The sequence below is a fragment of the Niabella beijingensis genome (assembly GCF_020034665.1).
In the GTDB taxonomy this organism is placed as follows: Bacteria; Bacteroidota; Bacteroidia; order Chitinophagales; family Chitinophagaceae; genus Niabella; species Niabella beijingensis.
Genome location: NZ_JAIQDI010000002.1, coordinates 720395 through 745506, shown reverse-complemented (window position 1 = coordinate 745506; position 25112 = coordinate 720395). Strand labels below are relative to the sequence as shown.

15 protein-coding genes are annotated in these 25112 nt (G+C 47.2%); all 15 read right to left on the bottom strand.

All coding sequences use genetic code 11. The features are described 5' to 3' along the window. Positions 1-7: 7 nt before the first annotated feature. Positions 8-1768, bottom strand: a complete 1761-nt coding sequence (locus K7B07_RS19200) for a DUF5008 domain-containing protein (protein ID WP_223712151.1) — start codon at positions 1766-1768, stop codon at positions 8-10. Between the two features lie 20 nt (positions 1769-1788). Next, the gene (locus tag K7B07_RS19195; protein ID WP_223712150.1) at positions 1789-2496 is read right to left on the bottom strand and encodes a hypothetical protein; all 708 of its coding nucleotides are present in this window, start codon (positions 2494-2496) and stop codon (positions 1789-1791) included. Between the two features lie 10 nt (positions 2497-2506). Continuing rightward, entirely contained in the window at positions 2507-4075 is a 1569-nt protein-coding gene (locus tag K7B07_RS19190) for a RagB/SusD family nutrient uptake outer membrane protein (protein ID WP_223712149.1), read from the bottom strand. Between the two features lie 10 nt (positions 4076-4085). Continuing rightward, positions 4086-7256, bottom strand: coding sequence for a SusC/RagA family TonB-linked outer membrane protein (locus tag K7B07_RS19185; protein ID WP_223712148.1), 3171 nt, complete (start codon positions 7254-7256; stop codon positions 4086-4088). A gap of 31 nt (positions 7257-7287) precedes the next feature. Further along, positions 7288-8334: a DUF5007 domain-containing protein gene (locus tag K7B07_RS19180; RefSeq protein WP_223712147.1), complete on the bottom strand. Its 1047-nt coding sequence runs from the start codon at positions 8332-8334 to the stop codon at positions 7288-7290. A 14-nt stretch (positions 8335-8348) separates the two neighbouring features. After that, complete coding sequence (locus K7B07_RS19175; RefSeq protein ID WP_223712146.1) at positions 8349-9527, bottom strand: discoidin domain-containing protein; 1179 nt, start codon at positions 9525-9527, stop codon at positions 8349-8351. A gap of 11 nt (positions 9528-9538) precedes the next feature. Next, positions 9539-11155: a RagB/SusD family nutrient uptake outer membrane protein gene (locus tag K7B07_RS19170; protein ID WP_223712145.1), complete on the bottom strand. Its 1617-nt coding sequence runs from the start codon at positions 11153-11155 to the stop codon at positions 9539-9541. A gap of 18 nt (positions 11156-11173) precedes the next feature. Continuing rightward, positions 11174-14161 carry a SusC/RagA family TonB-linked outer membrane protein gene (locus K7B07_RS19165; RefSeq protein ID WP_223712144.1) on the bottom strand — a complete coding sequence of 996 codons (2988 nt, stop codon included), beginning with the start codon at positions 14159-14161 and terminating at the stop codon, positions 11174-11176. Positions 14162-14812: 651 nt separating this feature from the next. After that, a complete protein-coding gene (locus K7B07_RS19160; RefSeq protein ID WP_223712143.1) occupies positions 14813-16003 on the bottom strand; it encodes an aldose epimerase family protein in 1191 nt (396 codons plus the stop codon). Positions 16004-16059: 56 nt separating this feature from the next. Further along, complete coding sequence (locus K7B07_RS19155) at positions 16060-18090, bottom strand: beta-L-arabinofuranosidase domain-containing protein (RefSeq protein WP_223712142.1); 2031 nt, start codon at positions 18088-18090, stop codon at positions 16060-16062. 49 nt (positions 18091-18139) lie between these two features. After that, positions 18140-20182 (bottom strand): family 43 glycosylhydrolase, encoded by a 2043-nt coding sequence (locus tag K7B07_RS19150; RefSeq protein ID WP_223712141.1) that lies wholly within the window; start codon positions 20180-20182, stop codon positions 18140-18142. Position 20183: 1 nt separating this feature from the next. Beyond that, positions 20184-21233 carry a glycoside hydrolase family 43 protein gene (locus K7B07_RS19145; protein ID WP_223712140.1) on the bottom strand — a complete coding sequence of 350 codons (1050 nt, stop codon included), beginning with the start codon at positions 21231-21233 and terminating at the stop codon, positions 20184-20186. Next, positions 21230-22165 (bottom strand): glycoside hydrolase family 43 protein, encoded by a 936-nt coding sequence (locus K7B07_RS19140; protein WP_223712139.1) that lies wholly within the window; start codon positions 22163-22165, stop codon positions 21230-21232. The genes K7B07_RS19145 and K7B07_RS19140 overlap by 4 nt, the downstream gene beginning before the upstream one ends. A 163-nt stretch (positions 22166-22328) precedes the next feature. Continuing rightward, a complete protein-coding gene (locus tag K7B07_RS19135) occupies positions 22329-23513 on the bottom strand; it encodes a glycosyl hydrolase (protein ID WP_223712138.1) in 1185 nt (394 codons plus the stop codon). 51 nt (positions 23514-23564) lie between these two features. Further along, a complete protein-coding gene (locus K7B07_RS19130; RefSeq protein WP_223712137.1) occupies positions 23565-25100 on the bottom strand; it encodes a RagB/SusD family nutrient uptake outer membrane protein in 1536 nt (511 codons plus the stop codon). Between the last annotated feature and the right edge of the window lie 12 nt (positions 25101-25112).

Below are 25112 nucleotides of genomic sequence, written 5' to 3'. Positions count from 1 at the left end.
CTGGTTTTTATTTTGGCTCTATTCCGATCCGGATAATATTCCCCACTGTTTCATTATCAAACAAACTAAAACGTCCCACCAGAAGCAACGCTTTTTTCGTTCCGGATTTGGTTTCAAGCATATCAGTAATTGTCCCGTTCAACGCGCCCGTGTTATTCATATTCTCCGCCATTGTTCCATCGGCATTCAGGATCATAAAGTTCTGCCGGGTGATAAAAGCGCTTCCCCCGGGGTTTTTATATTTGGCAAAGTTTCCGCCGATCACGACCCTTCCGTCGTTTAACTGCCCCGCATAGGTTACCAGGTTACCGGCTGAGGCGGAGTTGGGCAATAATTCGCCCATTGTAAAGGAATTATAAGTGGTGCCATCTTCATTGAGCATAACCAACCCATTCGGGGTCGACTGCCCGTTAAATTGTGTGAAGATACCCACCACCAACAGCTTTCTTGTTGTGGCATTATAGGTAATCCTGTTGATCGCGCCATTAGCCTGGGCCTTGAAACCGGGATCGGGCTGGCCATTGCGATCCAGCATAAAAATGCGCTGCACCGGTACATTGTTGAATGCTGTAAAGCCTCCTACAACAATGATCTTGCCGCTGGGACCATTTCCATCTCTTATCTGCACCGCATCGGTAACGATATTATTAGCGCCCGTATACAACTGTCCTCTGGTGATATCATAGTTAAAAGTGGTATCCAGATTACCATCCTGATCCGTTGCAACAATATTCGGTACATAGGTATTTTGACGGGTCACATTGAAATAGGTAGACAGATCATATAAATTTTTCCGGTGGTACTTGAAATTACCGATACTGATAATTCGCTGGTCTTTATCCAGGAATGCCTTTATAACCCCAATATCCGTTCCTCCGATAAAAGCAGGCAATGTATCCACATTATACTGTGTTTCCAGCGGGTTGGGATTATAGACATTTTGAATGACAGAGTCCATCCCGCCATTGGGATACATCCTTGTCATATTATTTACGCCGTCCCGGTTATTATACAGACTGAATCCTCCGTATACCAGGTATCCCGGAAATCGCGTCAACGGCAGCAGGCCCATAACACTTCCGTCGGTACCCGCCCCTTTTGCAAAATCATTTTTAATGGTACCGGTCCTGGGATCCAGTTTCAGCAGAAAGCTTCTGCTGGAAGTAATATTTGCGCCCCCCGAGATAGACGTATAGCCGGTTTCACCATTGAAACTGGTGAACGACCCCATTATATAGATGCTTTCTGCAGCACCAATGGATTCCAGATAAACCCGGTTTATCGTACTGTTGGCGTTGGTTCCGGAACCCATAATAGGTTTGCCCTGCTGATCAGTGCCCAAATTATTAAAGGTGGAATCGATCCAGACATCACCCCTGACTTTAAATTGCGGGCCATAGAACATCCGGTCCTTTACAACGATGGCGGCGGCTCCCGAGGATGCGTTGTCCGGAACAACAATGGTGATCGTACTGTCGGACGGCGACATCTTCTCGATCTTTGCCTCTATCCCATTCAATAAAAACTGGACATCCCCCGGCTGGAGCAACAAAAGTGAATCGACCCCCGCGATCTTGAAGGTCACTAAAGTACCAGCTGTTCCTGAAGACGGAACCGGAATACTTCCGGAGAATTTCACAAATGTCTTTACCGCCGGTTTATAGGCGCCGGAGAAACTCTGATCATTTTTCCGGGTACAATACGCGCAAAGCAGCATCACTGATACCAGGCTACATATCAGACCTGTTTTATTTGTCTTTAAATTCATGTCCTTATTCTCAATTAGATTTAGTTAAAGCCATAATATCTTGCAAGCTGCCATGCATCTCCCGGATCAAAGCCAAAATAATGAGACGCATATTGGAGCACATGAACCATTCCGTTCCTGGGTTTTATATTACAGGTGGCCACCCGGCCCAGTATCCAGGAATTATAGGGCGCCGCTTCATTCGGCACGTAAGATATATTCAGATAACGCAGCCCCTGGTACTTGATCCCCCTTGCATCTGTAAAAACAGCGCCGATATTCATTACCCGTCCTCCCATGGAACGCGAAAACTCACCGGGAAAAGCCTGTTTGTTATCTAAGTCCAGTTGCGGGTAATCTTCCAGTCCCTTTATGCTTTTGAACATATAGCTTTTCAATAGCGCACCCCAGACTTCCTTTTTTACATCGGAGAGGACTTCTATCGTATCCTGTCCAAATCCTTTCAGATTGGCATTAAAATAATCAATGGTAAGATGGATACTTGAATCCGCGGGAGCGAAAAAAGTAAGACTGCTGTCCCTGAAATAGGATTCCATCCCTGCCAGTTTTATGACCTGCACCAGCGTATCAAATATTACCGGGTTGGATTCCAGGTACTCCATCACAGTGCCATTGAACTCGGATTTGCTTAAACCAGAGTCATAGTAATATTTTTTCTGACAGGCTGTGGCCATTAGCAGCAGCAGCAGAAAAGCGCTGATCAATGTATAGTTTAATTTTCTTTTCATAGTCTTTAATTTACATCCAGAATAAATTCGGTTTTACTTTGGGGTTGCTTAACATTACATTCTGATGAATCGGATAGGTCCAGGCTCCGCTCAAAAACTCCTCATAAGTAATCGGGAACGGCGTGTATTGCCCGCTCAGGATCCGTTTGGTGCGTACCAGATCATAGAAGGTGGAGCTTTCTCCCATTAATTCCCGCTCGCGCTCCCACCAGATCGCATCACTCAGCAGCTGACCAAACTGGTTGGTCTCCATTCCGGTAAACAATTCAGCACCTGCTCTTGTCCGGATCACGTTTACATCAGCTACCGCTTCTGCGTAACGTCCCAGGCGTTCCAATGCCTCAGCTCTGAGCAGATAGGCATCCACATAACGGAAAAGGATCTTTGCATCATTGGGGTTCTCCGTTTCCTGCTGCGTAGCGAAGGTGTTCAGGAATTTTTTAAATACAAACTGGCCGGTGGCATTGTACATCGTCGGTTGCTCAAACCAAAGATCAATGCGTTTATCATTTTGTCCGTTATTTTCGGAAGCGTATAATTGCTGCAGGTAAGGCGTTGAGTAGTACAGATAGGTGGAGGTCACATTCTTCTTGTATGGCGTCCGCAATACGATATCGGCAATGGTCGCCATCAGGCCGAAGGTTTCTCCATAGTTATAGTCCTGCCCTATTTCAAAAAGACTTTCTTTGGATGTTCCCTTGAAAATCTCTTTATAATTATCCAGTGGCAGCAATTCATAGGCACCGCCGTTCTGACCGATCAATTCATCCCCCAGGTTCACCGTTTCCTGGAAATAGGCTTTTTCATTGGCCTCATCGAAACCGGCCATCCACATGTTCATTTCCATCATCAGCGCCAGTGCCCCGCCCCTCATCGCTCTTACACCACGCATGGTAGGATCCGCATATGTCCAGGGCAGATCGTTCTTGGTCTCCTTCAACAGGGCAATGCAATTTTTAAACACTTCGATCTGGTTCATCCGCTCATGCGGTGTTTCATCAGAAGGATCCGTAATATACGGCACATCGCCCCAATGACGGACCATCAAAAAGTAAGTCAGGCTTCTTATAAAGATGGCTTCGGCCTTGTAGCGTTTCCGCTCTTCTTCAGTAATATCCGTTATATCCTTGCTGTCAATGTTCGCCAGTATGGTATTGGTACTGGTGATGATCCGGTACATATAGCCCCAGTCCGACATATTCTTAAATCCAAACTGATTGATGCTCTGGTCGAAATTACCATAATCCCCCGCCCAGCCGGCCGTTTCAGTCAGGAGGTTTTTAATGCGGTTATTATTCAGGTTGGAGATATAGGTCCTTGCCGTTCCCAGCGAGGACGGGATCCATGCACTGCAACGATAGTCTGCAAGGGCCAGCAGGGAATAGCCATCCATGCAGGTATAATTCCTCAGCAATATGTAAGAACCTGTAATAAATTTTTCCACATCATCCCTGCTTTTCCAGAAATTATTTCCGGACATGGAATCTACGGGGTTTACATTGAGAAATTTTTTACAACCTGTGCCGGTAATCAGACCTGCAACTACTGCAATGATCAATAAATACTTTCTATAGCGCATGCGTTGAATTTTATAATGTAACATTTAAACCAATTGAAAACTTTTTGGGATTGGGATAGCCGTCGGGATGATCCCTTCCAAGATCTGATACATTCTCCGGGTTGGGACCCGAATAGTTGGAAAGTATCAGCACATTGTACCCGGTGAAATATACCCGTGCTGTTTTAACGCTGATCCGGGAAAGCAGCTCTTTTGGAAATGCATAGCTCAGCGTAACCACATTGAACTTAAAATAAGACCCGTCTTCCATAAACAAGGTTTGATTATAGCGGTACGCATCTATCCTTGAATTATGGATATAAGAGTAGGGATTCGGGTAAGTGGCGATATCTCCGGGCTGCTGCCAGTAGTCGTATGCTTCGATCGGGGGCAGTGAATTGGCGTTGCTGGTGGGCGTATAAAAGTAACGGAACCGTTTTGCCAGCGGCGTATTCAACACATCCCTGAAGAATGTATAAGAACATTGAATAGACAGGGACCAGTTCTTATAAGACAGGTTGTTGATCACCCCCCCGGTCAGTTTTGGCTGCGGATCACCCACAGCTACCCGGTCATTATTATCGATCACGTAATCCCCGTTCAGATCAGCAAAAATGGGATCTCCGCCCTTCAAATATTCCGATCCCACCCGCTGCGGCAGGCCGGTGAGCGGATCCACCGGAACGTCTGCATCGGTAGCATAAACGCCCTTCGTATTGAATACGAGATTTGTTAACGCATTTCTTCCCAGCCGGTATAAGATAGGCAGGTTCAAGAGATCGTTGGGGTTTACAACAATTTGCCGGGAATCTTTCGGCAAATGCGTAAGCACATTCTTATTATACGCACCGTTAACCATCAGGTTCCAGGTAAAATTTTTGGTTTGAACGGGTTTAAAACGCAGCGACAGTTCGTGTCCGTAGTTCACCATACTTACATCATTCGTAGGTTTTGTTGAATACCCGGACTCTTTTACTATAGAGATGCTTCTCCGGATATTTTCCACGGTCCGGTAGTAGGCATCATATTCAAGTGATACCCTTCCTTTGAAGAAACTTGCTTCCAGCCCTCCGTTCCAGCTGATCGATGTATTGGGCAGGAAGTAGGCATTGGGGGCCGATTCGAAATTCAGCCCAACAGATGGCTGCCCCATATAGGTTCCGCCGGGATAGTATTTCCCATAAATATCGAAGACGCTTCCCTGAGGAACGATGTTCCGGCCCCAGCTGCCGCGAAGCGAGGCAAAATCCACCCAGTTAACATCCTGCATAAAACCCTCTTTATAAAGGTTCCATTTCAATCCGATGGAAGGATTGTGCCGATACCCGGAAAGCGGTCCGTTTGTCGAGGTCCCGTCAATCCGGTAGTTAAGATCCACCACATATTTTTGTTCATAGGCATAAGTAAACGCCGCACCATACCCGAATGTCCTCCTGTTATACGGTGTTCCGTTTGCACCAAACCTTGAGTTGGAAAGATTGTACCCGATCGGACCGGAGATCACATCACTCGGAGCACCGTAAAGCGCCATTCCATTGCTCCGGATCATATCCGCGATCAGGTCCGTGAAAGCATAGGTTTGAATATAATGCTTCTCTTCATTAAATGCCTTGGTATAGGTCAGCACGTTACGGTTGTAATAATTATTGGTGATCCTTGAAAATGTATTGTATTGCGCCAGCGGATTAGCCCCCGTTGTCAGATAATAACTGCTTCCGCTGTTTAACCACGACGGATAAAAAGTATTGCTGTTGGAATGCGAATAGGAATGGCTTCCTTCTGTGTGGAACCGTAAATTTTTATGCATCATTACATCCATCTGAACATTTGAAAGGATGGTGCTGGCCTTATTGTCCTCTTCAATCTGAAAGGCTGCCAGGGCCGCATTATTTTCCGTATAGATGTCCGGCGGTGGTAAATTGGTAGAAGCCATTCCACTGGTAGCCACACCGGTTTGGAGCAGTCCTATCCCGCTTCCGTTATTACGTACCGTGTTGTTCGCATTGATATTTGCCACCAGCTTTATCTTTTTTGACTTGGGTTCATAGATCGTATTCATACCCAGCGTATACCTCGACATCCCGGTATTCTCTATGATCCCTTTTTCGTTATAATAGCCGAGGTTGATCTTGTAATTAAAGCTCGGATCTCCCCCTCTTATACTCATATTATGATTCTGGTTGAAGCTGTTCCTGAAGAAATAGGATTGCCAGTTCGTCGAGTTATTTATATACGGATTCAGACTGTCTGAAAGATACGGAAGGCCGTTCACCATTGCCCATCCCGCATGTTCAGAGAGGTATTCATTGTACCGGATGATCTGGTCGATCTTTGTTTCCCGTTCGATACGGCCCCCATAAATATCCCTTAACGAAGGCACCGTACTCAGAAAGAAATTCGTGGTGTAATTGATCTCCGGTTTACCCGAGCGTCCCTTTTTTGTATTGATGATCCACACACCATAGGCGCCACGCGAACCGTAAACGGATATTGCTGCAGCATCTTTTAAGATCTGTATATCCTCAATATCTTCCGCAGGTATCAGGGTTAAGGGACTTACCCCCGCACCCGCCGTAGCAAAACCATATTCATAGTCAGTGTTGGGATCGATGGGGACACCGTCAATAATGATCAGGGGCTGGGTGGAAGCCAGATAGGCATCGTTACCGGAACCGGAAACCTCAACAGAGCTCAGCCCTCTTTGAAATATGGAACTCCGTGCACCGGGCATACCACTTGTCGTCTGGATATTTACCCCCGGCACCTTCCCCTGCAAGAGGTCGGCGAGGTTGGCAGCCGGCACATCCTTAATATCATCGGAGGTGATCACAACAGATGATCCGGTTGACAACACCTTGCTTTTTTTTGCGAATCCCACAACAACCACATCATTCATGGAACTTTTTGCATCGTCCGAAACCAGGTAAATCACCAGGTCATTTTCGTCTCCTCCCGGTTTATACGTTTGCTTTTTATAATCCACATAGGAGAAGTTCAGGGTCTCCGTCCGGGCCATTATTATCGCAAATTGCCCCAGTGAATCGGTATGGGTGCCTCTGTTGCCCACCACTACAGATACGCCCTCTATGGGTTGCTGCGTTTTATCATCAAATACCTTTCCCCGTATTTCAACCTGCTGTGCATGCAGCACCTGCATTGAAAAACAAAAAAACATAAGAAAGAACCCCGTCAGTATCCTCATAACATTTCGTTTATAATTCTATATAAGCAGATTAATCGTTGGTAAATTTGGGTGATGTATTCTTAAAGTGAAAAGCGATCTCCCAGTCTCCTTTCTGATAAATGGCGAAATTAAATCCGAGGGTCGCCGTTACCCCAAAGCCCCCGGGCCCGAGCCGGTAATAGGAAAACTGAACATTCGCCCGGTTACCCGCACTGTTCGTATAGGTTGTGGGAATCTGAACCAGCGGTATCGGGTAGGCAACAGTGTACTTCACCTCGGTATCCGTCAGTTTCATATCAAACCCGTGTACCAGTTTATCCCATTTTGTCTGGTTGAACAGCTTGGGATTGATGGGTGAATAGGAAGAATCGAGAAATTTGAAGGTGAGCGAATTGCCGCTGCCACCGGTCAGTTTATTAAAATAGACGTCCACTTCCCCTACAGACATGCTTACATTGTCCCTGCTCCTCACAAAATTAGTCAGTGAAATACCGCTGGTACCGGAGGTCAGCGCAGGGCTGGAGGCCATGCCGGTATTCAGGTTATAATTATGCGGATCGTGTGGTACCGGTTTGTAAGGCATAAAACGCAGGTTATAAAAATACCGGGTAGCGCCGCTGTTGGAAACCTTCACATCAAACACATAGCCAGAGTCCGGCCGTGTTATCAGTTTGGAGGAATTCACATCTCCCCAAACAACGATATCGCCGGAACTTTTCCGCACTTCAAGAATGCGATGGTTCTCAATCGTGCGTTTTGCTTCTATTTCGGCAATGGATTTTTCAAAGCCGGTGTATGCACCTGCCCCGGTCGTCTTCCAGACGGTTACCGGATAGATATCCTGGGTGAGCTCGGGGGCTGGTTCCCCGTTAAATCTGCGAAGATTGAGTACCTCAAATTCCATCGGCAGGGTCGACTCTCCAAAACTAAACGCGCCTCTTGCGATATAATTTCTTCCTAATATCGGAGAAAAGTTCGTTGTAAGGTAGGTTGCAGCAGGGTCGATCGCATTCCGGTCATCAGGAAGCAGCTTTTTACACGACTCTGCTGACACCAGACCCAGCACCAATAAACCTGCTAAAAAAAATCTATTCATAATTTATTGCATAATTAATAGTTCATCCAAATCTCATCCAGGTTGGAATAAGGCCGGTCCGTATAAAGCCTTCCTGAAAACACCTGATTTACTGTAAAGCGGAAATAACGCGCGGTGATCTTTCGATCTAAATTGAAGCGTTTAGGAATCATGATCGTTGAGGCATCCGGCGGGTAAAAAAAGCGGAACCTGGTCCAGCTCGAAGAATCCGACAGGTTCGCCCCATCCGGCGCAAATTCTATATTAAAGTCAACCGGAGAACCGTCATGCCCGCCATCACCCCTGCACTTTATTGTAAGCCCTCCGATGGTGGTCATGCTCTTCATATCCACCGTGAAAAATATCGGCAATGGCGGAGGATTAGAAGTAAGCGTATGCCAGCGGGTATCGTAGTCGTTATCCAGGGCATGAAAAACAGTGCCGCCCCAGGTGCCCAGGTATTGCGAATGCCAGGCAATAGGAACCCAGCCGCCCCGGTCGATGGTGGGATCCAGCAGTTTCTGTGTAAAGCTGGCAAAGCCAAACTCATGATTCTGGGTTAACACATGCACCAGTGCATTGCTGGTTTGAACAGCGGCTATAGTGCTGGTTAAAGCCGATTTCCAATAGCGGCGAAAAATAGAATTATTCATATCGCTCAACTCTATTACTTTGGGGCCGTCTTTTGTTGCGCCCACCGCATTTTGTTGCACCGCCATCAAATTCATCTGGTAGCCCAGCAGGGAATGGGTCGGAAACCCGCTGGTCGATTTTGCCAGCTCATCATAGTTATATACGCTGTCAAAAATGTAACGGGTGATCAGATCTTCGAGCGCCTCATAATGATACATACCGGAATCCGGTCGGTTCAGATTATAAGCTGCAGGTTTAAAATAAAGCGGAACGCTGTCCTGTTTTGCACGCTCCCGGTTAAAATTCTTCTGCGCCAGTTCAAATGCAGTATTAGGTATTGCAAATAGGGTCATTGCTCCGGGCGAAGAGAGCTTTTGAACCAGGTCGGGATAACGGCGGATCACAATCACCATTGAATCATAAATCCCTTTCTGGCTTTCCAGATATTCCAACACCGTGCCATTGAATTGAACAGTGGCTGTAATCGTTGCATTATAATAAGGACCTTTTGCCTTGTTGCAGGAAGAGACCGCTGCTATCAGCAACAACAGGGTACCTAAGAAAAATAACTGTCTTTTCATAATATCTACAATTATCGCTTCCAATAAGAATTTTGTTCAATCAATGGATTTTTGCTGATGATCTCTTCATCAATGGGCCAGTAAATGCCCCCTTCATCTATCAGTTTGTTAAACGCAGGGTTGTTCCTTGCAATACGGTTATACCGTACCTGGTCGTACCACCATCCGCCTTCACCGGCCAGTTCAATACGCCGTTCGCGGAAAATATTATATAAAAGGCCGCCTTCCATACTGGCTTCTGTCGGCTTAAGCTTATACCCTGGTCTTGTCTGGCTGTTGGTATCTTCCCAGTATCCGGGAGTGTTCCGGATCTCACGCACAGAGTTCAATGTTTTATAGGCATCCGCAAATTGCCCGAGCATCAGCTGTGCCTCGGCCATCAGCAGACGGTTATCTTCAAAGCGGAAAATAGGAATGGCGGAGCCAAAGATGGAAAAGGTGTTTGAGCCGGTGGCGATATTCTTAAACTTCGCAAAAATGGGGATCGTTCCGTAATAGTTGGTAAAGTAAATATCTTCATAGTTACTAAACTCCGGCTGATAGGGATGCCGGAAATCCCCGTTATAGTAAAACCATCGGGCAATCGTGTCCCGCGGTACATAGATATCAGGCTTGGCCCTAACCACATAAGGACTGGCAAGGGTCAGTGATTCCAGATGTCCTACCCCGCTCGGACCGGACTCCCTGTTGGCCATGTTATAAGGGAATGAGATGATCTGGTAGCAGAGTGAGCCCTTCACCCCGTTGCTGTAAAAGATGCTGTTTCTTCCGGCGAGATAGGCCCGGGCGTTTGAAGAGCTCACATATCCTGTACGGGCGGCAGCGGGATTAGAATTGATCTCCGTTGTAACAGCCAGACAGGATTGATAGTCTCCCTTCCACGCATACATATGAGCAAGTAATCCCAGACACTGGTAGTATCCCCAGAAAGCGTTCCCCCAGCTGCTCCAGCTCTGTCCGTAATAACTCCCGTCATAATTCAGTTTGGATTTATCATCGCCGCCATATTCAGTGGGCAAACTATCCCGGTACAACCTCAGTTCATTGATACAAAAATCCATTACCTGGTCTTGCGGGGTACGGGCCACCTGGTTGGTTTCCCCGTTCTTCGAAGCAGCGGTGATCAGGGGCACATCTCCCCAGATCCGCACCATATAAAAATAAAGGAAGGAACGCAGCATATGGGCCTGTGCAACATCCACAGTGCAGTTCAGATCGGAATACCGGAGGTCCTGTTTGCAGCTCTCTGCATTTTCAATAAAGGTATTACAGGCATCAACAGCTGCATAAAAGCGGCGCCAGTTGGTGAGCTGTTTGATCTGCGGGAACCCTTTGTTCAGTTCGTTCTTAATAATCGCATCCAGGTAGTTCCCGCTGGAGGTGGCTACGAAATCCCCTTTCCGGAGATCACCGTACATCCAGTGCGCATTATTTTCAGCCAGTGCAGCACGGGAAAGTCCGTATATCGCAACAAGGCCGTTCCGGGCATCATCATACGATTTCCACATAACCTCCGAAGATTGAGCAGACGAAGATTGTGTGTCCAGCTTCTTGTTGCAACCAAGCGCAACAAGCAATACTGCCAGGGAGAAACAAAAGACGGAATATTTAAAATAGTTCTTACGCATAACTTAAACCTTGTTTATTTAAAAGTCCAGTTTCAAACCAATAATGAAAGATTTCGGAATGGGCAGCGCCCTTCCATTATAATACCCCATATAATCCACCTGCTCCGGATCGCCTCCGGAAAAAGAAGAAATGGTAAACAGATTGGAAGCGGTTACATATAAAAGCGCTTTATTAAACTTTGCCTTATCCAGGAAGTTGAGCCCTGCCAGATCATATCCAAGTGATACATTCCGCAATTTCAGGTAGCCGGCATTTTCCAGAAACAGATCCTGATCCACGCGGTAAGGGATCGTACTACTCCAGGGGTTGTATAGCGGATAGTCATTATAATCAAAGGTCTTTTGCCAGAAAGTCACTTCCTTTACATAACTGATATCCCTGGAATTTTCGTTGTTTACAAAATCCAGTTTATTAGAGGTAGAACGGTTCAGCAGCTGCTGCCCCAATGCCAGGTAGAACTGAAAATCAAGCGTGAATCTTTTATAGGTCACATTACTTCCCAATCCGCCGATATATACCGGCAGCGCATTTCCTTTAAGCACCTTATCATTTACATCAATATTGCCGTCGCCGTTATTATCCGCCCACAAGGCATCGCCGGGAGAGAAACTGATCAGACCGCTAAAAGTTAACGGATTATAACTTCCATCCGGATTCAGCTTTCCCCTGGGAATATCTGCTTCGGAATTGATGATCCCTTTATTCTCATATACCCAGTAGGCATCCACCGGCTTACCGATCTCGATCTTTTTGCTGCCATAAACCAGTGAAGTAAGCCCATAAGGCAATTGCAGCAATTTATTTTTATTCCAGCTGAAATTACCGAACAGGTTCCAGCCGAAATCTTTCCTGTCCTTTACTAATGCCGCATTGAATGTCAGGTTCAGACCACTGTTCTGCACCGTCATCCCCTGTACATACTTATAGGAAAAACCGTTTTCAGCAGGCATGCTTGTGGGCACCAGCAGATTCTTATTCTTATTATTATAGTAATCCAGTCCCAACAAAATCCGGTTCTGGTATAACCCGATCTCTGTTCCGATGTTGGTACGCACACTGAACGGCCAGTTGTAATATTCGTTTACCCAGCCAAAGGAATAGGGTTGTGAAAGGCCCGCCAGCCCGGCGTAGCTACCCAGGGTGGGTTCATCCGAGTAACCCAGGTCCACGCGGTACTGAGGCCCGATCTTGAAGCGGTTATCGGCCAGCAGGTTACCAAACTGTCCCCAGGATCCTTTCAATACGAACGTACTCAATACATCACTTTTCAACAGTTCGTGCACATTGAAGCGGGCACTTGCTACCGGGGTAAACAGCCAGCGGGAATATTCGGAAAAATTAGAATAGCCGTCATAACGTCCTACAAAGTCAAGGTCAAGCAGCTTTTTATACGAGTACCCGATGCGCCCGTACATGGAAGAAAGATTCGCTTTGGTCTTATCGGTAAACGGATATCCGAAAATATCATTACGGTTTAAAAACTTCGTATTATCATCCAGATAGATCTCCTTGATCTTAATAAAATCATTCGGACTGTTATAGGCAAGAACATAATCATACTTTACAAAATCAGATATGAAGCTTTGTCCGGCTTCCAGGCGGATCTTCTGGGCGTTATTATTAAACGGCAGTGTATATTTGATCGTATTGAGTACGGAAAACCGCTGGTTAAACCCGGTATACGTCGACAGGAAATTGTTGTTATCCATCAGTTCCTTACCATAGAATACATCCCGCAGCGATTCCTCGTAGTCAACCGCCAGGCGGGTATTCAGTTCCAGCTCATCAAATTTTGCGCGCACCCCGAAAGATCCGAAAAAGGAGTTATTGATATTGTCATCTACTGAGCCCTCGTATTTCCTCAGGAAGCTGTTATAGGAAGCTGCGTTGGGCGCCAGTGGGTTGGCCAGATCCGGAACAAATCTTGTTTCGGCGAAACGGTCTCTTAAACTCCGGTTACGGTCCCGGTCCATCCGCGTGGCGTTTACGTTCCCGCTGATGGTCAGCCATTTTGCGGGCAACATGTTAATACCAAAAACAATATTGTAGCGGTTGAGTGAAGTAGCGTCAAAATTCTGATCCTTTGTTTTGCTGATGTTAAACATAAAGTTGGCCCTGTCCATACCCCCCAGCAGCCCTACACCGATATAGTGTACCGGTTTTGACTTGTAATACACATCCGTCCAGTCGGAAGGACCGTAAAAATTCGGATCCAGTGTATTGGCCACATACAATGGTTTGTTCTGTATCTGATCCAGGGTGGCATACTTCTGATAGTACCGGTCGCGGAATTCATTTTCATACTGGCTGTTTACATTATATACCGCCGGTCGTTTCAGCACTCCGAAATACGTATCCACATTTATTTTCCGGTAGCCTGACTGCGCATTTTTGGTGGTGATCCAGATCGCACCGTTCGCTGCGAGTGGTCCCAGTACAGCCAGATCGGAGGGCGTTTTCAATACTTCGATTCTTTCGATATTGTTCACATCAATGGTCGATAAAAAGTTGGTACCGGAACCGATCCTGTTAAAATCGTAACGCTGGATATTATAGGTCAGCGCATTTTCCTGTACCAGCGGCACACCGTTCACAAAAACAGCCGGCTGCTGTGCGATCAGATCCTGCTTATTAAACACGGGCATGTTAAGCCCTCTGATAAACATAAATTGCTCGGCACCCGGTTCACCGCTTTCTTCATTCACGTATAAACCGGCAGCATTTCCTTTCAGGTATTGTTGCACACTGATGAACGGCGTCTTTTTTATCCCGTCCAAATGCACCAGGGTCAATACGGAAGAGGTATCGCTCAGGCCCGGATGATTGGACCGTTCCAATTCCTCATTGAATTGCCGGCTGGCATCCGCCTTTAAAATTGAATCCTGCTTATCAGCGTCGGAAAGTGAGTCAACCTGGGCCATACCATTGAAAGTGGAAGTGGCTCCCAAAAGCAAAAAAACAATCAATTGCCACCTGCAATGCATAAACAGCTTTTTTAATTGCATACTAAACAGTTAATCAATTCTGAAAAATTTCTATTATATGAATTCTCTTTTATACATACTCCGGCCTCCCCCGGCAGGAAGCACTCCTCCGGGAAAGATTACAACAAAGCCGGCCATTCGTATTTAAGGTTTTTGCAAATGCAGTACGAACCGTTGCCCAATACACCAAAGAAAACTATCTCAAGAACAACCAACGAAGTCCGTACACGGAAAGCAATTTGTCAATAATCTCGGGTTCTGTCTGTTAATTCCAGTCTTTTCCTTCATAAATTTCCTTTTTAAAACATTTAAAAAGGTTTATTTTATTTAATGGATTCCAAATATATAAGACAACATCGGATATAACAAAACTTATTTAAAGTTTTTTATAATATTTTTTTTGTTAAAACAGAATTAATAAATCCTTAATGTTTAATTAAAACAACAATGTATTCAATAAGTTATTTGCAAAAAATATAACATAACAATCTGATACTTTTTTAAAAAAATAAAATAACAAAACAGGTATAAATTTCTTGAGCCGGGGAATCCGGTTGCTCAATCGTTTTTCATTGCAACAGGTAGCGCCCATTCCGGTACGATTGTACGGCCGGCAATAAAAAAAGGAGCGCTGCTGGCGCCCCTTTGCATATTACAACAATTGTATGATCCTTATTTCGCGGAAAATTTATAATACGAAACTGTATGATACGCTGCACCCGGCTTTAATTCCACGCTCGGAAAAGCAGGCTGATTGGGAGAATCCGGAAAATGTTGGGTCTCCGCACAGAAGGCACCCCGGTGGATGTCCTTTGCACCGGATTTCAATGTATTTTTTCCTTCATTAAAATTACCGCTGTAGAACTGCAGCCCGGGCTCCTGTGTATAGATGTCCATTACAATGCCGGACAGGTCACCGGTAAAAGTAGCCGCATGGGTCAGCCCGTAATCGCCCTTGGTACCATTGAGCACATAGTTATGATCATACCCCTTTCCATATTTCAACTGGGTATTGTCTTCACCGATACGGGCGCCGATGGCCACCGGTTTTGTAAAATCAAAGGGCGTTCCGGTCACGGGGTCCAGTTTACCGGTCGGGATCAGGGTTGCATCTACCGGTGTGTATTTATCGGCATAGATCTGCGCGGTGTGTTTCAGGATATCCCCACTGCCTTCACCATTAAGATTAAAATAAGCATGGTTGGTAAGGTTCACCACCGTGTTCTTGCTGGTCTGTGCACTGTAGTCCATCTTTAACGCATTGTCCGCTGTGATGCTGTAGATCACTTTTACTTTCAGTTCCCCCGGAAAACCTTCTTCCATATCCGGACTGGTATAACTTAATTCCAGCGTGCTGTCGTTGGGCTGCGCGGCATCCCATACCACGTACTGGAAGCCCTTTTTACCGCCATGCAGACTGTTGGGGCCGTTATTGGCCGCCAGCGTATATTCCTTGCCATCGAGCTTGAAACGCGCATGGGCGATCCGGTTGCCGTACCGGCCGATGGTTGCGCCCAGATAAGCTTCTGTTGCTTTCTGATAGCCTTCCACGCTGCCCATGCCGATCACCACATCTGTTGGTTTCCCGGATTTATCCGGAACCCAAAGCCCTACAATGCGGCCGCCAAAGCTGGTGATGGCCACCCGCATGCCGTTATTATTTTTTAGCGTATACAAACCGGTTTTCTTTCCATCGATGGTCGCTTCAAAGTTTGCCGGATTCAGGGCAGATATACTGTCTGCACCCGCTACTGCTGTTGAATCCGGAGCACCTTGTTCCCCAGCCTTGTTTTCGGGGCTTTTGCAGGAAAACATTCCTGCGGCCAAAAGTGAAAAAGTTGCCACTTTAAAAGTCTGATTCATGTTTATCATTTTTCAATTTTAATGTTTAATCTCGTTAAAATTACAACGCTTTATGTTTACGGAACCACGGGAAAAGCTACGATCCTCAGGCGGGTAAAACCATAAGGGATCAGGGTGAGCGGATACGCTCCTGCTGCTACCGTTCCTTTATAAATGCCTTCGCGGTCGGATACCGGCTGATCGGCAACCCTTCCTTTTTCCGCGTGCCATGCAGGAATGCGTTTGCCCGTGGCGGTGATGGTAACCGGCGCCTGGTCCTGCACCCATCTAAAATTATGCTTCAGCGGTTCTACGGTCACTTTCAGTCCGGAAGGATCATCAACGATCTTTTTTAGTAATCCATAATTCCAGGGATCCGTAGTGGTGAGCGTCTCGTACATACCTTCGGAAGCTTCTGTGCCCGTAGCAGCTTTTTCATTTAATTTAAGTGCATATACCAGCGGACCGCGTTCTATGGCTCTTGAATTACGTCCCCAGTTGCTGACCTGAACCGTCATTGGCAGCCGGAGCCGGACCACATCCCCTTCTTTCCAGGTCCGGTGCAGGGTAACCAACCCCTGTTGTGTCACCGGGGTTTGTATTTCGTTGTTCACCCATAGTTCGGGCTTTTGACACCAGGAGGGAATGCGTAGTAAAAAAGGGAATACCACCGCGGTGCCGGTCTTTATTTCAAAAAGGATCTCGTCATTAAATGGGTAGGTTGTTCTCTCTGCAATCGTTACGGGAATGGATCCGATGGTTGTTGTCAGTTCACTGGGACCATATACGAGTGCCGCAATGCCGTTGCTGCCGGACCGGTGCCAGAGGTTCCTTACAAATTTGGGCCAGCCCTGATGCATATTTGCCAGGCAGCAGCTGTATCCGCTGCGGGCACCAAATACATTGTTCATTTGCCGGTCGAAAGGCAGCGAGAAATCGTACACGCCACGATCTACTTCCACCTGGTTGGCGATCTGGAAATATTGCTTCCTGTTAAAATCAGCAGTTGTCTGTGGCGGAAAAGCATTAAAGGTCATGCGTTCCAGTGCATCCGCAAACTGCAGCTCACCGGTAATGGACAATGCTTCTTCCATCGAGAACATTGTTTCCACTATTGCGCACAGCTCCGTTCCCTGCGTGGGCAGGTTCCCATGAAGATCTTCATCCGCCGAAAAAATGCCGTTCGGCAATCCGTGCAGCAGCATAATATCTTTCCAGCCGGTATTCAGTATATCTATATATTTTCTATTACCGGTCCGCTCATAATTCAGCGCAGGTTCTTTGATCGCCATTCCCACATTTACGCCGTGCCGCGTCATCCAGCTTTTATTATTCTGAAATGCGGCCGCATTCATTACCCAGTCGCGCCCGCCGAACATAGAGCTCCACGGCAACGACTGATCGCGGACCATCGCCGCCAATTTTAACAGGAAGGGTTCTTTGGTAATGCTGTAAAGCCATTGCACCACCAGCATATTTTCAGAACCCCGGGAAACCGCCCATTCGGTCCATTTGGAAAGCGGTGCCTTTTTCAGTGCGGCTTCCTGGTAACGGAAATAACGCAACATAAATGGCACTACCCGTTTATCTTTTGTAGCACTGTAATATTGCTGCAGCACCTTAAGCATGACCATCTTCGGCCACCAGTCTTCTCCTTTATCAGCAACCGCAACCGTTACCGGTTTTCCCGTCTCCCGTTCGTATTTTGTAAGCGGGCCAAAATATCCCGAAGGCCGCTGATGGTCTAAGGTCCAGTTGATATACTTTACTACTTTTTCTTTCAATGGAGCATCGTTCAGCAGATAGGCTGCAGGGACCGCTCCATCCAGCCAGTACGGCGTCTCTTCCCATCCGTCTCCTTTACCACCCAGCCAGCCATTGTCATTTTTGATTTTATCGTGGGTTTCGTCTAAATGCCCCGTCGAATTCGCTGCAACGGTCTTCAGCTGATCCATCAGCCATCCTTCGGGCTTTACGGCACCGATGTCAAACGGTGTGAACACCCGGGGCACATACCGGATCGCTTCCGTAAGATGGGGCTGTTCCTGGGCAGCAGCCGCCGGGGCTAAAAACAATAATAAGATGCTGTAAGATTTAAGCAGGCGCATGAACAATCATTAAGAATCAAATATACAATACATCACCATTGTAGCAGACCTACAAAATACCGCTTTTTTCGATTCGTCCAAAGCGGATTTTTATATCATGCCCTCCTCCTGCTCTTTTTCTTGATGTTACAATACCGACCGTATGTTCGTCAAACTGGTACATTCCCTGCCAAAGTGTTTGGGTCCAGTCGGTTTCAAAAGGCACCTGAAGTACCCAGGGCATGGGTTGTTTTTTCCAGGTAAGTCCGTAATCATTGCTTACCGTGACCACTCCCAGGTTAGAGGACAACAGCAGGTTCCCATCCGCAAGAGACAGTACATAGGGGGCAGCCTTTTGTTCGGGGGCTTTTGTACCCAGTCCTTCCGCCCAATGCAGGCCATCAGCACTTGTTTTATAATAGATGCCGCAATCTTCCGGTCCGCACACTTCGTAAACAGCAATGTACTTCCCGTTCTGCATGCGGTCTACTACCGGCATACCGGGTCTCGATTTCGGATGTCCCGGTGTATGTGCCACCCAGATCTCTTTTCCCCAGGTCTTTCCAGAATCCTCCGATACTTTCTGCGCAATGGTCTGACTATAAGAAGGCGACTCCGTTACATGTTTTTCATTGGCATACATGACCGCCAGCCGGCCATCTTTTAAAAAATAAAAATGGGGTTCATAAATGCCCTTATCCGGTTTTCCGAGCGTGCCGGGTGCTCCCTCGTTTGCATCGATGATGCTTAACCGCTGCCAGTTCCTTCCGTCGTCGCTGCTTTTATATACGGGCAGCCGGTACGATTCCTGCCAGCGGACGGAGCGCCCGGCCAGCAATACTGATCCATCAGGCAACTGGATCATTTGTGCATTATCCAGGTCCCTTCCCGGATCGGTGATCCAGCTGACCGACTTCCATGTTCTTCCGTTATCCCTGCTTTCCGCAACTTCCAGTTCCAGCCCGCCTCCGGACTCCTGGCGGTAACCTTTATTCCGCAATACGGTGTACGCCGCCAGCCAATTGCCATTCGCAAGTTTTAAAAGACGCGGGTACTGGGCGCCATAACCCGGCAGCTGGTCCGCCGCCGCATTCTTAGTATACCCGGTACTGATGGTCACACTATCTGTCCAGCGGATGGAAATAGCCGGTGGTTGTTCTTTTACAACAACCGGCCATCCATCCCTGTATATTATACGGTCGATATACATCACCCTGCCGTATCTTTTTTTATCAAACGCTTCCCTGGGAATGGCATGATAGGCGATCCATTTTTTCCCGTTGTTGTCTTTGATAACCGAGTTGTGCCCGGGTGCGACGATATGTGCATCGCTTTCCAGGATCACGCTGCTTTTATTGGCGGCCACTTCGGCCAGCCGGGTGTAGGGGCCGGTGATATTTTTTGAGCGTGCCACCATTACGGCATAATGGGCTTCAATACCGCAACAGTTATCCCCGGAATAATAGATATAATAGTAACCATCGTTGTAGTCAATCCAGGCACCTTCCACCAGCCTCCCGTAATCCTTATCGGCGCCCGCCTGAATCACTGCTTTTGCAGCCGACCCCTTTTTAAATGCTGTCATGGATGGATCCATTTCACGGATCTGGAGCGGCTGGAAACCGGACCCCCAGATCATATAAAACTTTCCTGAGCGCGGATCTTTGATCACCATCGGATCAATGGCTTCAAATTCCGGACGCACGATCAATGGCTTGCCGGAATCTTTAAAAGGCCCCTCGGGATGGTCTGAAAAAGCAATGCCGATGGCCTTTCCGGCTGTCGTATCCACGGTTTCTGCGGAATAGAATAACGCATATTTTTTGAGTTGCGCATTGTACAACACATGGGGAGCCCAAAAATCCTTGTATCCCCATACGGGCTGCCCGGGCAGCGCATCACCAATGATCTTCCACTCCTTCAGGTCGTCCGAAACAGCCACCTGGATGTGAAGAAATTTTCCGGCAGGATCTGAATTCGTGGCATAGGCATAATACTTACCGTTGGCTGCAATGACCGTGGGATCCGGAAAATCCGTATGGATCACGGCCGGGGACTGGGCGCTGGCCTGTAGCTGAAGCAGGGCTGCAAAAAGATAAAGGGCTTTTTTCATCTTATTTTTTTTTCGATGGAGCGGATAAAGGATTGCCGGTAGGCAGCGGGCGGCCAAAATCAGGAGTGCCGTCCTTCCGCCAAGTGAACCGCTGTGCCCGGGGCGAGCGGTGTCCGCCACATCCCTGTCCCGGCTGAGGGTTGGCATGATAAAGGATCCAGTCCTCCTTTCCATCCGGGGATTTAAAAAAGGAATTGTGACCAGCCGCATACACACCGTTCTCGGGAGCTGCTTTAAATACCGGTTCCGGGCTCTTCACCCAGTTATCCTGGTTCAGCAGGTTTTTATTGTCTTTCAGTGTCAGCATACCCAGCGTATAGTTTTCCGTCCAGCAACCGCTTGCGGAATATACAATAAAGATCCGGTCGTTCCGGATCAGGAACTGGGGGCCTTCGTTTACAAATACATGATCCGGCGTCTCGCCTTTAAGGTATCCGTATTTTTCCCATTTATATTCGGGCTCTGAGATCAGTACGCGCTCGCCTTCGATCGTCCAGGGGTCGCTCATTTTTGCAATGTAGATGTTCTGCTGACCATTCGCATCACCGGCCCAGCCTGACCAGATCATATACAGCTGTCCTTTATACTCAAACACATCCCCGTCAATGGCCCATTTATCGGAAGGATCTGCTACTTTTCCTTTAAATACCCATTCGCCCTGCATCGGGTCGGGAGAACTGTTCTCGATCACGTACATCCGGTGGTTATGGTTATTGCCATTATCCGCAGCAAAATACATATACCATTTTCCCCTCAGAAAGAGGATCTCAGGGGCCCATAATTCTTTGGAGTAAGCGGTATTGCGGGGCGGTGTCCAGACGATCTTTTGTTCCGCGTCCTTCAGATCGGAAAGATCTTTTGTTTTCCATAACACCAGCTTATTCTGAGCTGTATGTGTATAATAGTAGTACCCATCTTTATAAAAGCTATACGGATCTGCCCCCGAGGGCAGCAACGGATTGGTAAACGAGCTTACGGCAGAAGTAGTTTTGGAACCGGAGCACCCGGCAAATACCATCGCAAAAAATAAAAAATAAAAAAGTCGGATCATTTCTGAAGATTTAAAAATCGGAATGTTTTGGGATCGGCAGTTATCATCGAATTATTTTTTCCGGGAAGCGTCAGCTGTATGATCGCTGTTTTCCGGGGTCCCACCTGTGATGCGGAAGCATGGGTATGCAACACATATTGCCAGTTGCCCTTTTTATCTTTAAAAAGATCTCCGTGACCGGTACCATTAAAGCCCGTAAGGGATCTTGAAATAAGCGGATTGCCGGCCTCTTTTTTCCAGGGCCCTGTGGGTGCGGCACTGGTGGCAACTCCTATCGCATAGTCGGGGTTACGAAAATCATTTGCAGCATACAGCATATAATAACGGTTCTTTATTTTAAACACCGTCGGGCCTTCCGTAACACCCCATTTGGCACTGGCGGTATTTTCCCAGGAGGCTGCAGCATGCAGGCATTCCTGCGCTGTTTCTTCTTTAATACTGCTCAATGTTTCGTCCATTTCTGCAACAAAGATCCGGTTGCCTTCCTGCAACCGCACATGGTACAGATAGATCTTACCCTTATCAAAGAAGACAAAGGGATCGATCATCCGCACGGGTGCCTGGAGCGGCTTTAATTCCTTTTGCCTGAACGGACCCAGGGGATTATCGGCTACTGCAATTGCAATATGTTCATTTGCCGTATACGCCATATAGAACCGGCCTTTATACATAAATACCTGCGGCGCCCAGAAGCCGCGATCGCCAAATGCCTGGCCGGGGCTAAGTACTTGCCCGGCATTTTTCCACGACATCAGGTCCGCGGAAGTATAGGCCGTAAACCCTTTATCGGCATTATGTCCGTTTGTTCCATATAAGTAATAGATTCCCTTGTAATAAAAAATCGTGGGATCCGCTACCAGCGGGTTCTTTGCTTCGGCTGCCTGGGCTTCGGCTTTTAAAGCGAACCCCAGTGATAAGATCAATATGCTCAAAAAAAACCGGTACACGTCGTTGCAGGTTTAATGGTTAAAATAAGGAGCGGACATTTATGACCATCAGCTTTCCGTCCTGTTCTTTCACAGCCCGGATCCCCGTTCATGATAAACACAAACGGGGATCCTTTCTGTCTGTTTTTTCAACAATATAAATCTAATTTTATTGTTTGCCGGTCATGGTTTTTATGAAATCAACCTCTTCCTGTTTATAGGGAGTACCATCTTTCCGGAAAATATCATGGAACCAAAGCGGCGGCTCGCCGGTATATGTTTTTGTCCAGCTATCCCAGGGATAAATGGTCTGGGACTTACCATCCACAAAACCCCAGTTGATCATGGCCACCTTATTTTCCTTGCCGATCGGCAGGGAGCTCTGGAAGGTGCTCTTATTGGGGCGCGCCATGTATTCGGTACACCAGAGTGGCTTGTTATAGCGCTTTAACTCATTGATCTTTTTACGAAGCGTTACCGAGTCATCATAGCAATGGAAGGATACGATGTCCGATTCTTCGAGTTGTAACCGTTCGATGGGTTTCAGGGTACTGTCCGACTCCCAGTTGCCGGCCCATACACCCGAGGTCAGCGGCTGTGAAGGATTGGCACTTCTCGCCCATTCAAATGTTTTTTTCAGCAATGGTAGCACCAGTTCTACTTTATTAGGTATCTCCACCTTCTGATAGGAAGACCCTGTCATATTATCCGGTTCGTTCCATACATCCCAGGCAATGATGCGCTGATCGTTGGCGAATTTACCTACAATTGATTTTACATAATGCTCCAATGCGGGGTATTGCGTCGAATCCTTCAGCACGGCCTGACCGGGGCTCTGTGCCCAGCCGGAATTATGTGTAAAGGGCTTCGGGTCCCGTTGCTTTCCTGCTTTGGGAAAGGGATCCCAGCAGGAATCAAAAATGGTGAACAGTATTTTTATTTTATGCCGGTCGGCTATTTCAAGGAATTTATTTATCCGGTCATAAAAACCCTGTTCGTCATTTTTAAAAACCAGGTCGTGCAGGTACACCCGCATCACATTCATACCGATAGACGCCGCAAGCGCCAGCTCTTTGTCGATTGTAGCCGTATCAAAGGTTTCAGCCTGCCACATTTCCAGCTGGTTAATGGCGGTACTGGGCAAAAAATTGGCCCCTACATACCAGGGTTGTTTTGCATTCCAGTCGTTGGCCTGCTGCGCCGTCCATATTTCCCGGGTGGTGTTGGTGGCGGTAGCCGAGTCCCCGCCTTCGCTTTTCCCAGCACCGGGTGTGTTGCAGGAAGTTGCTAACAATGCCGCGACGGCCAGCACCATTGTGCCTTTCATAAAATTCCTAATGTTCAACTTTTTCATTATGCGTTATGTTTTTTTATACTTGTTTATCGGGCAAATCCGGGTGATGTATTAATAACCCGGGTTCTGTTTTAAATTGGGATTATTCAGTACTTCTGTTTGCGGCAATGGCAAACGGATATGCTTTCCAATGGTAAAGTTTTTAAAATCCGGATCCCGCTGTGCTACCACATCCAGCTTTTGCTGTGTTTCCAGGTCACCCCAGCGTTTCAGATCTGCCCAGCGCACACTCTCTCCGCAAAGTTCCAGTGCCCGCTCCATTTTCAGCCGGTCGCGGAAATTATCTTTGTTTAACACTGCGGTAGGATGGGCTGTTGCCAGCGGTGCCATTTTTGAACGTTCCCTTACCTGGTTCACATACTGGACTGCATCGGATGTTTGTCCCAGCTCATTCAGCACTTCCGCATACATCAGTAAAATATCGGCATAACGTACCAGCCGGTTGTTCACTTCTGAATAATAATCTTCATTGGTCCGGTAATAATCCCTGGAATATTTCTTAAACCAGGCTTCGTCCTGCCCCCACTCTCCCTGCTCCCAGGTTTTACCATATACCTTATCCCCAAAATCCTTCTCCAGGTCGGGATAAAACAGTGAATAGCGCAGCCGGGGATCGATTTTGCCGTCTGTTGTTTTTTCTTTCTTAAATTCCTGCACCAGCCAGAACCGGGCCTGCCCGTCCGACCAGCCGATACCACGGGGTGCAAAGAACTGTGTACGGTTGCTTCCCATATTGGCGTTCACCCCATCGCCTTCTCCTGTTTTATTGGCATCGGAGAACTGGATCTCAAAAACAGACTCTTCATTGTTCTCATCGGTGGCCCTGAAGTTCTCTTTAAAATCAACCAAACTATACTTTCCCTGACCTGCTCCCGTAAAAAAATAATCCAGTGCTGTTTTGGCTTCGGTCCATTTATGCTGCTGCATATAAGCACGTGCCAGGAAGGCATTTACGGCGCCTTTGGTGGGCCGCCCTACATTGGCGTCATCCCAGATTACCGGGAGATCCGGCAAGGCTTCTGTCAGGTCTTTCTCCACCAGGGCCCACACTTCGGCCAGTGTACCCGCAGGGGGCGTGTAGCCCGGGTCATCCACGTGCGGATCAGTCATAATCGGCATATTTTCCCAGAGGAGCGCGCCATAATAATAATAGAGTGCACGGAAAAATTTTGCCTGGGCAAGAATGGTTTTTTTCTTTGCTTCATCGGCAAACGGGATATCCGGAACAAATTTCAGTACCTGGTTGGCGCGGAAAATAGCTTTGTAGGTATCCTTCCAGGTATTGCCATTGCCTTCAAAAAAATTATAATTCACATAATTAAAACGTGTCCAGTCCGCCAGCTCCACCCAGGGACTTTTGCTCATGCCTTCATCAGAGGTAAGGTCGAGCCGGAAATAGATCCAGCGGTTCCAGCCACCGTTCTGATAGAACATCGCATAAATGGCATTTACTGCCTTTTGTGCATCATCTTCCGTTTTCCAGAACTGGGTAACCGGCATGGCATTGGGATTTAACTGATCCAATACAGACTTGCTGCAGGAGCTTAGTAAAAGGGCCATCGATATAAACAAGAAACTCTTTTTCATCGGAATATTTTT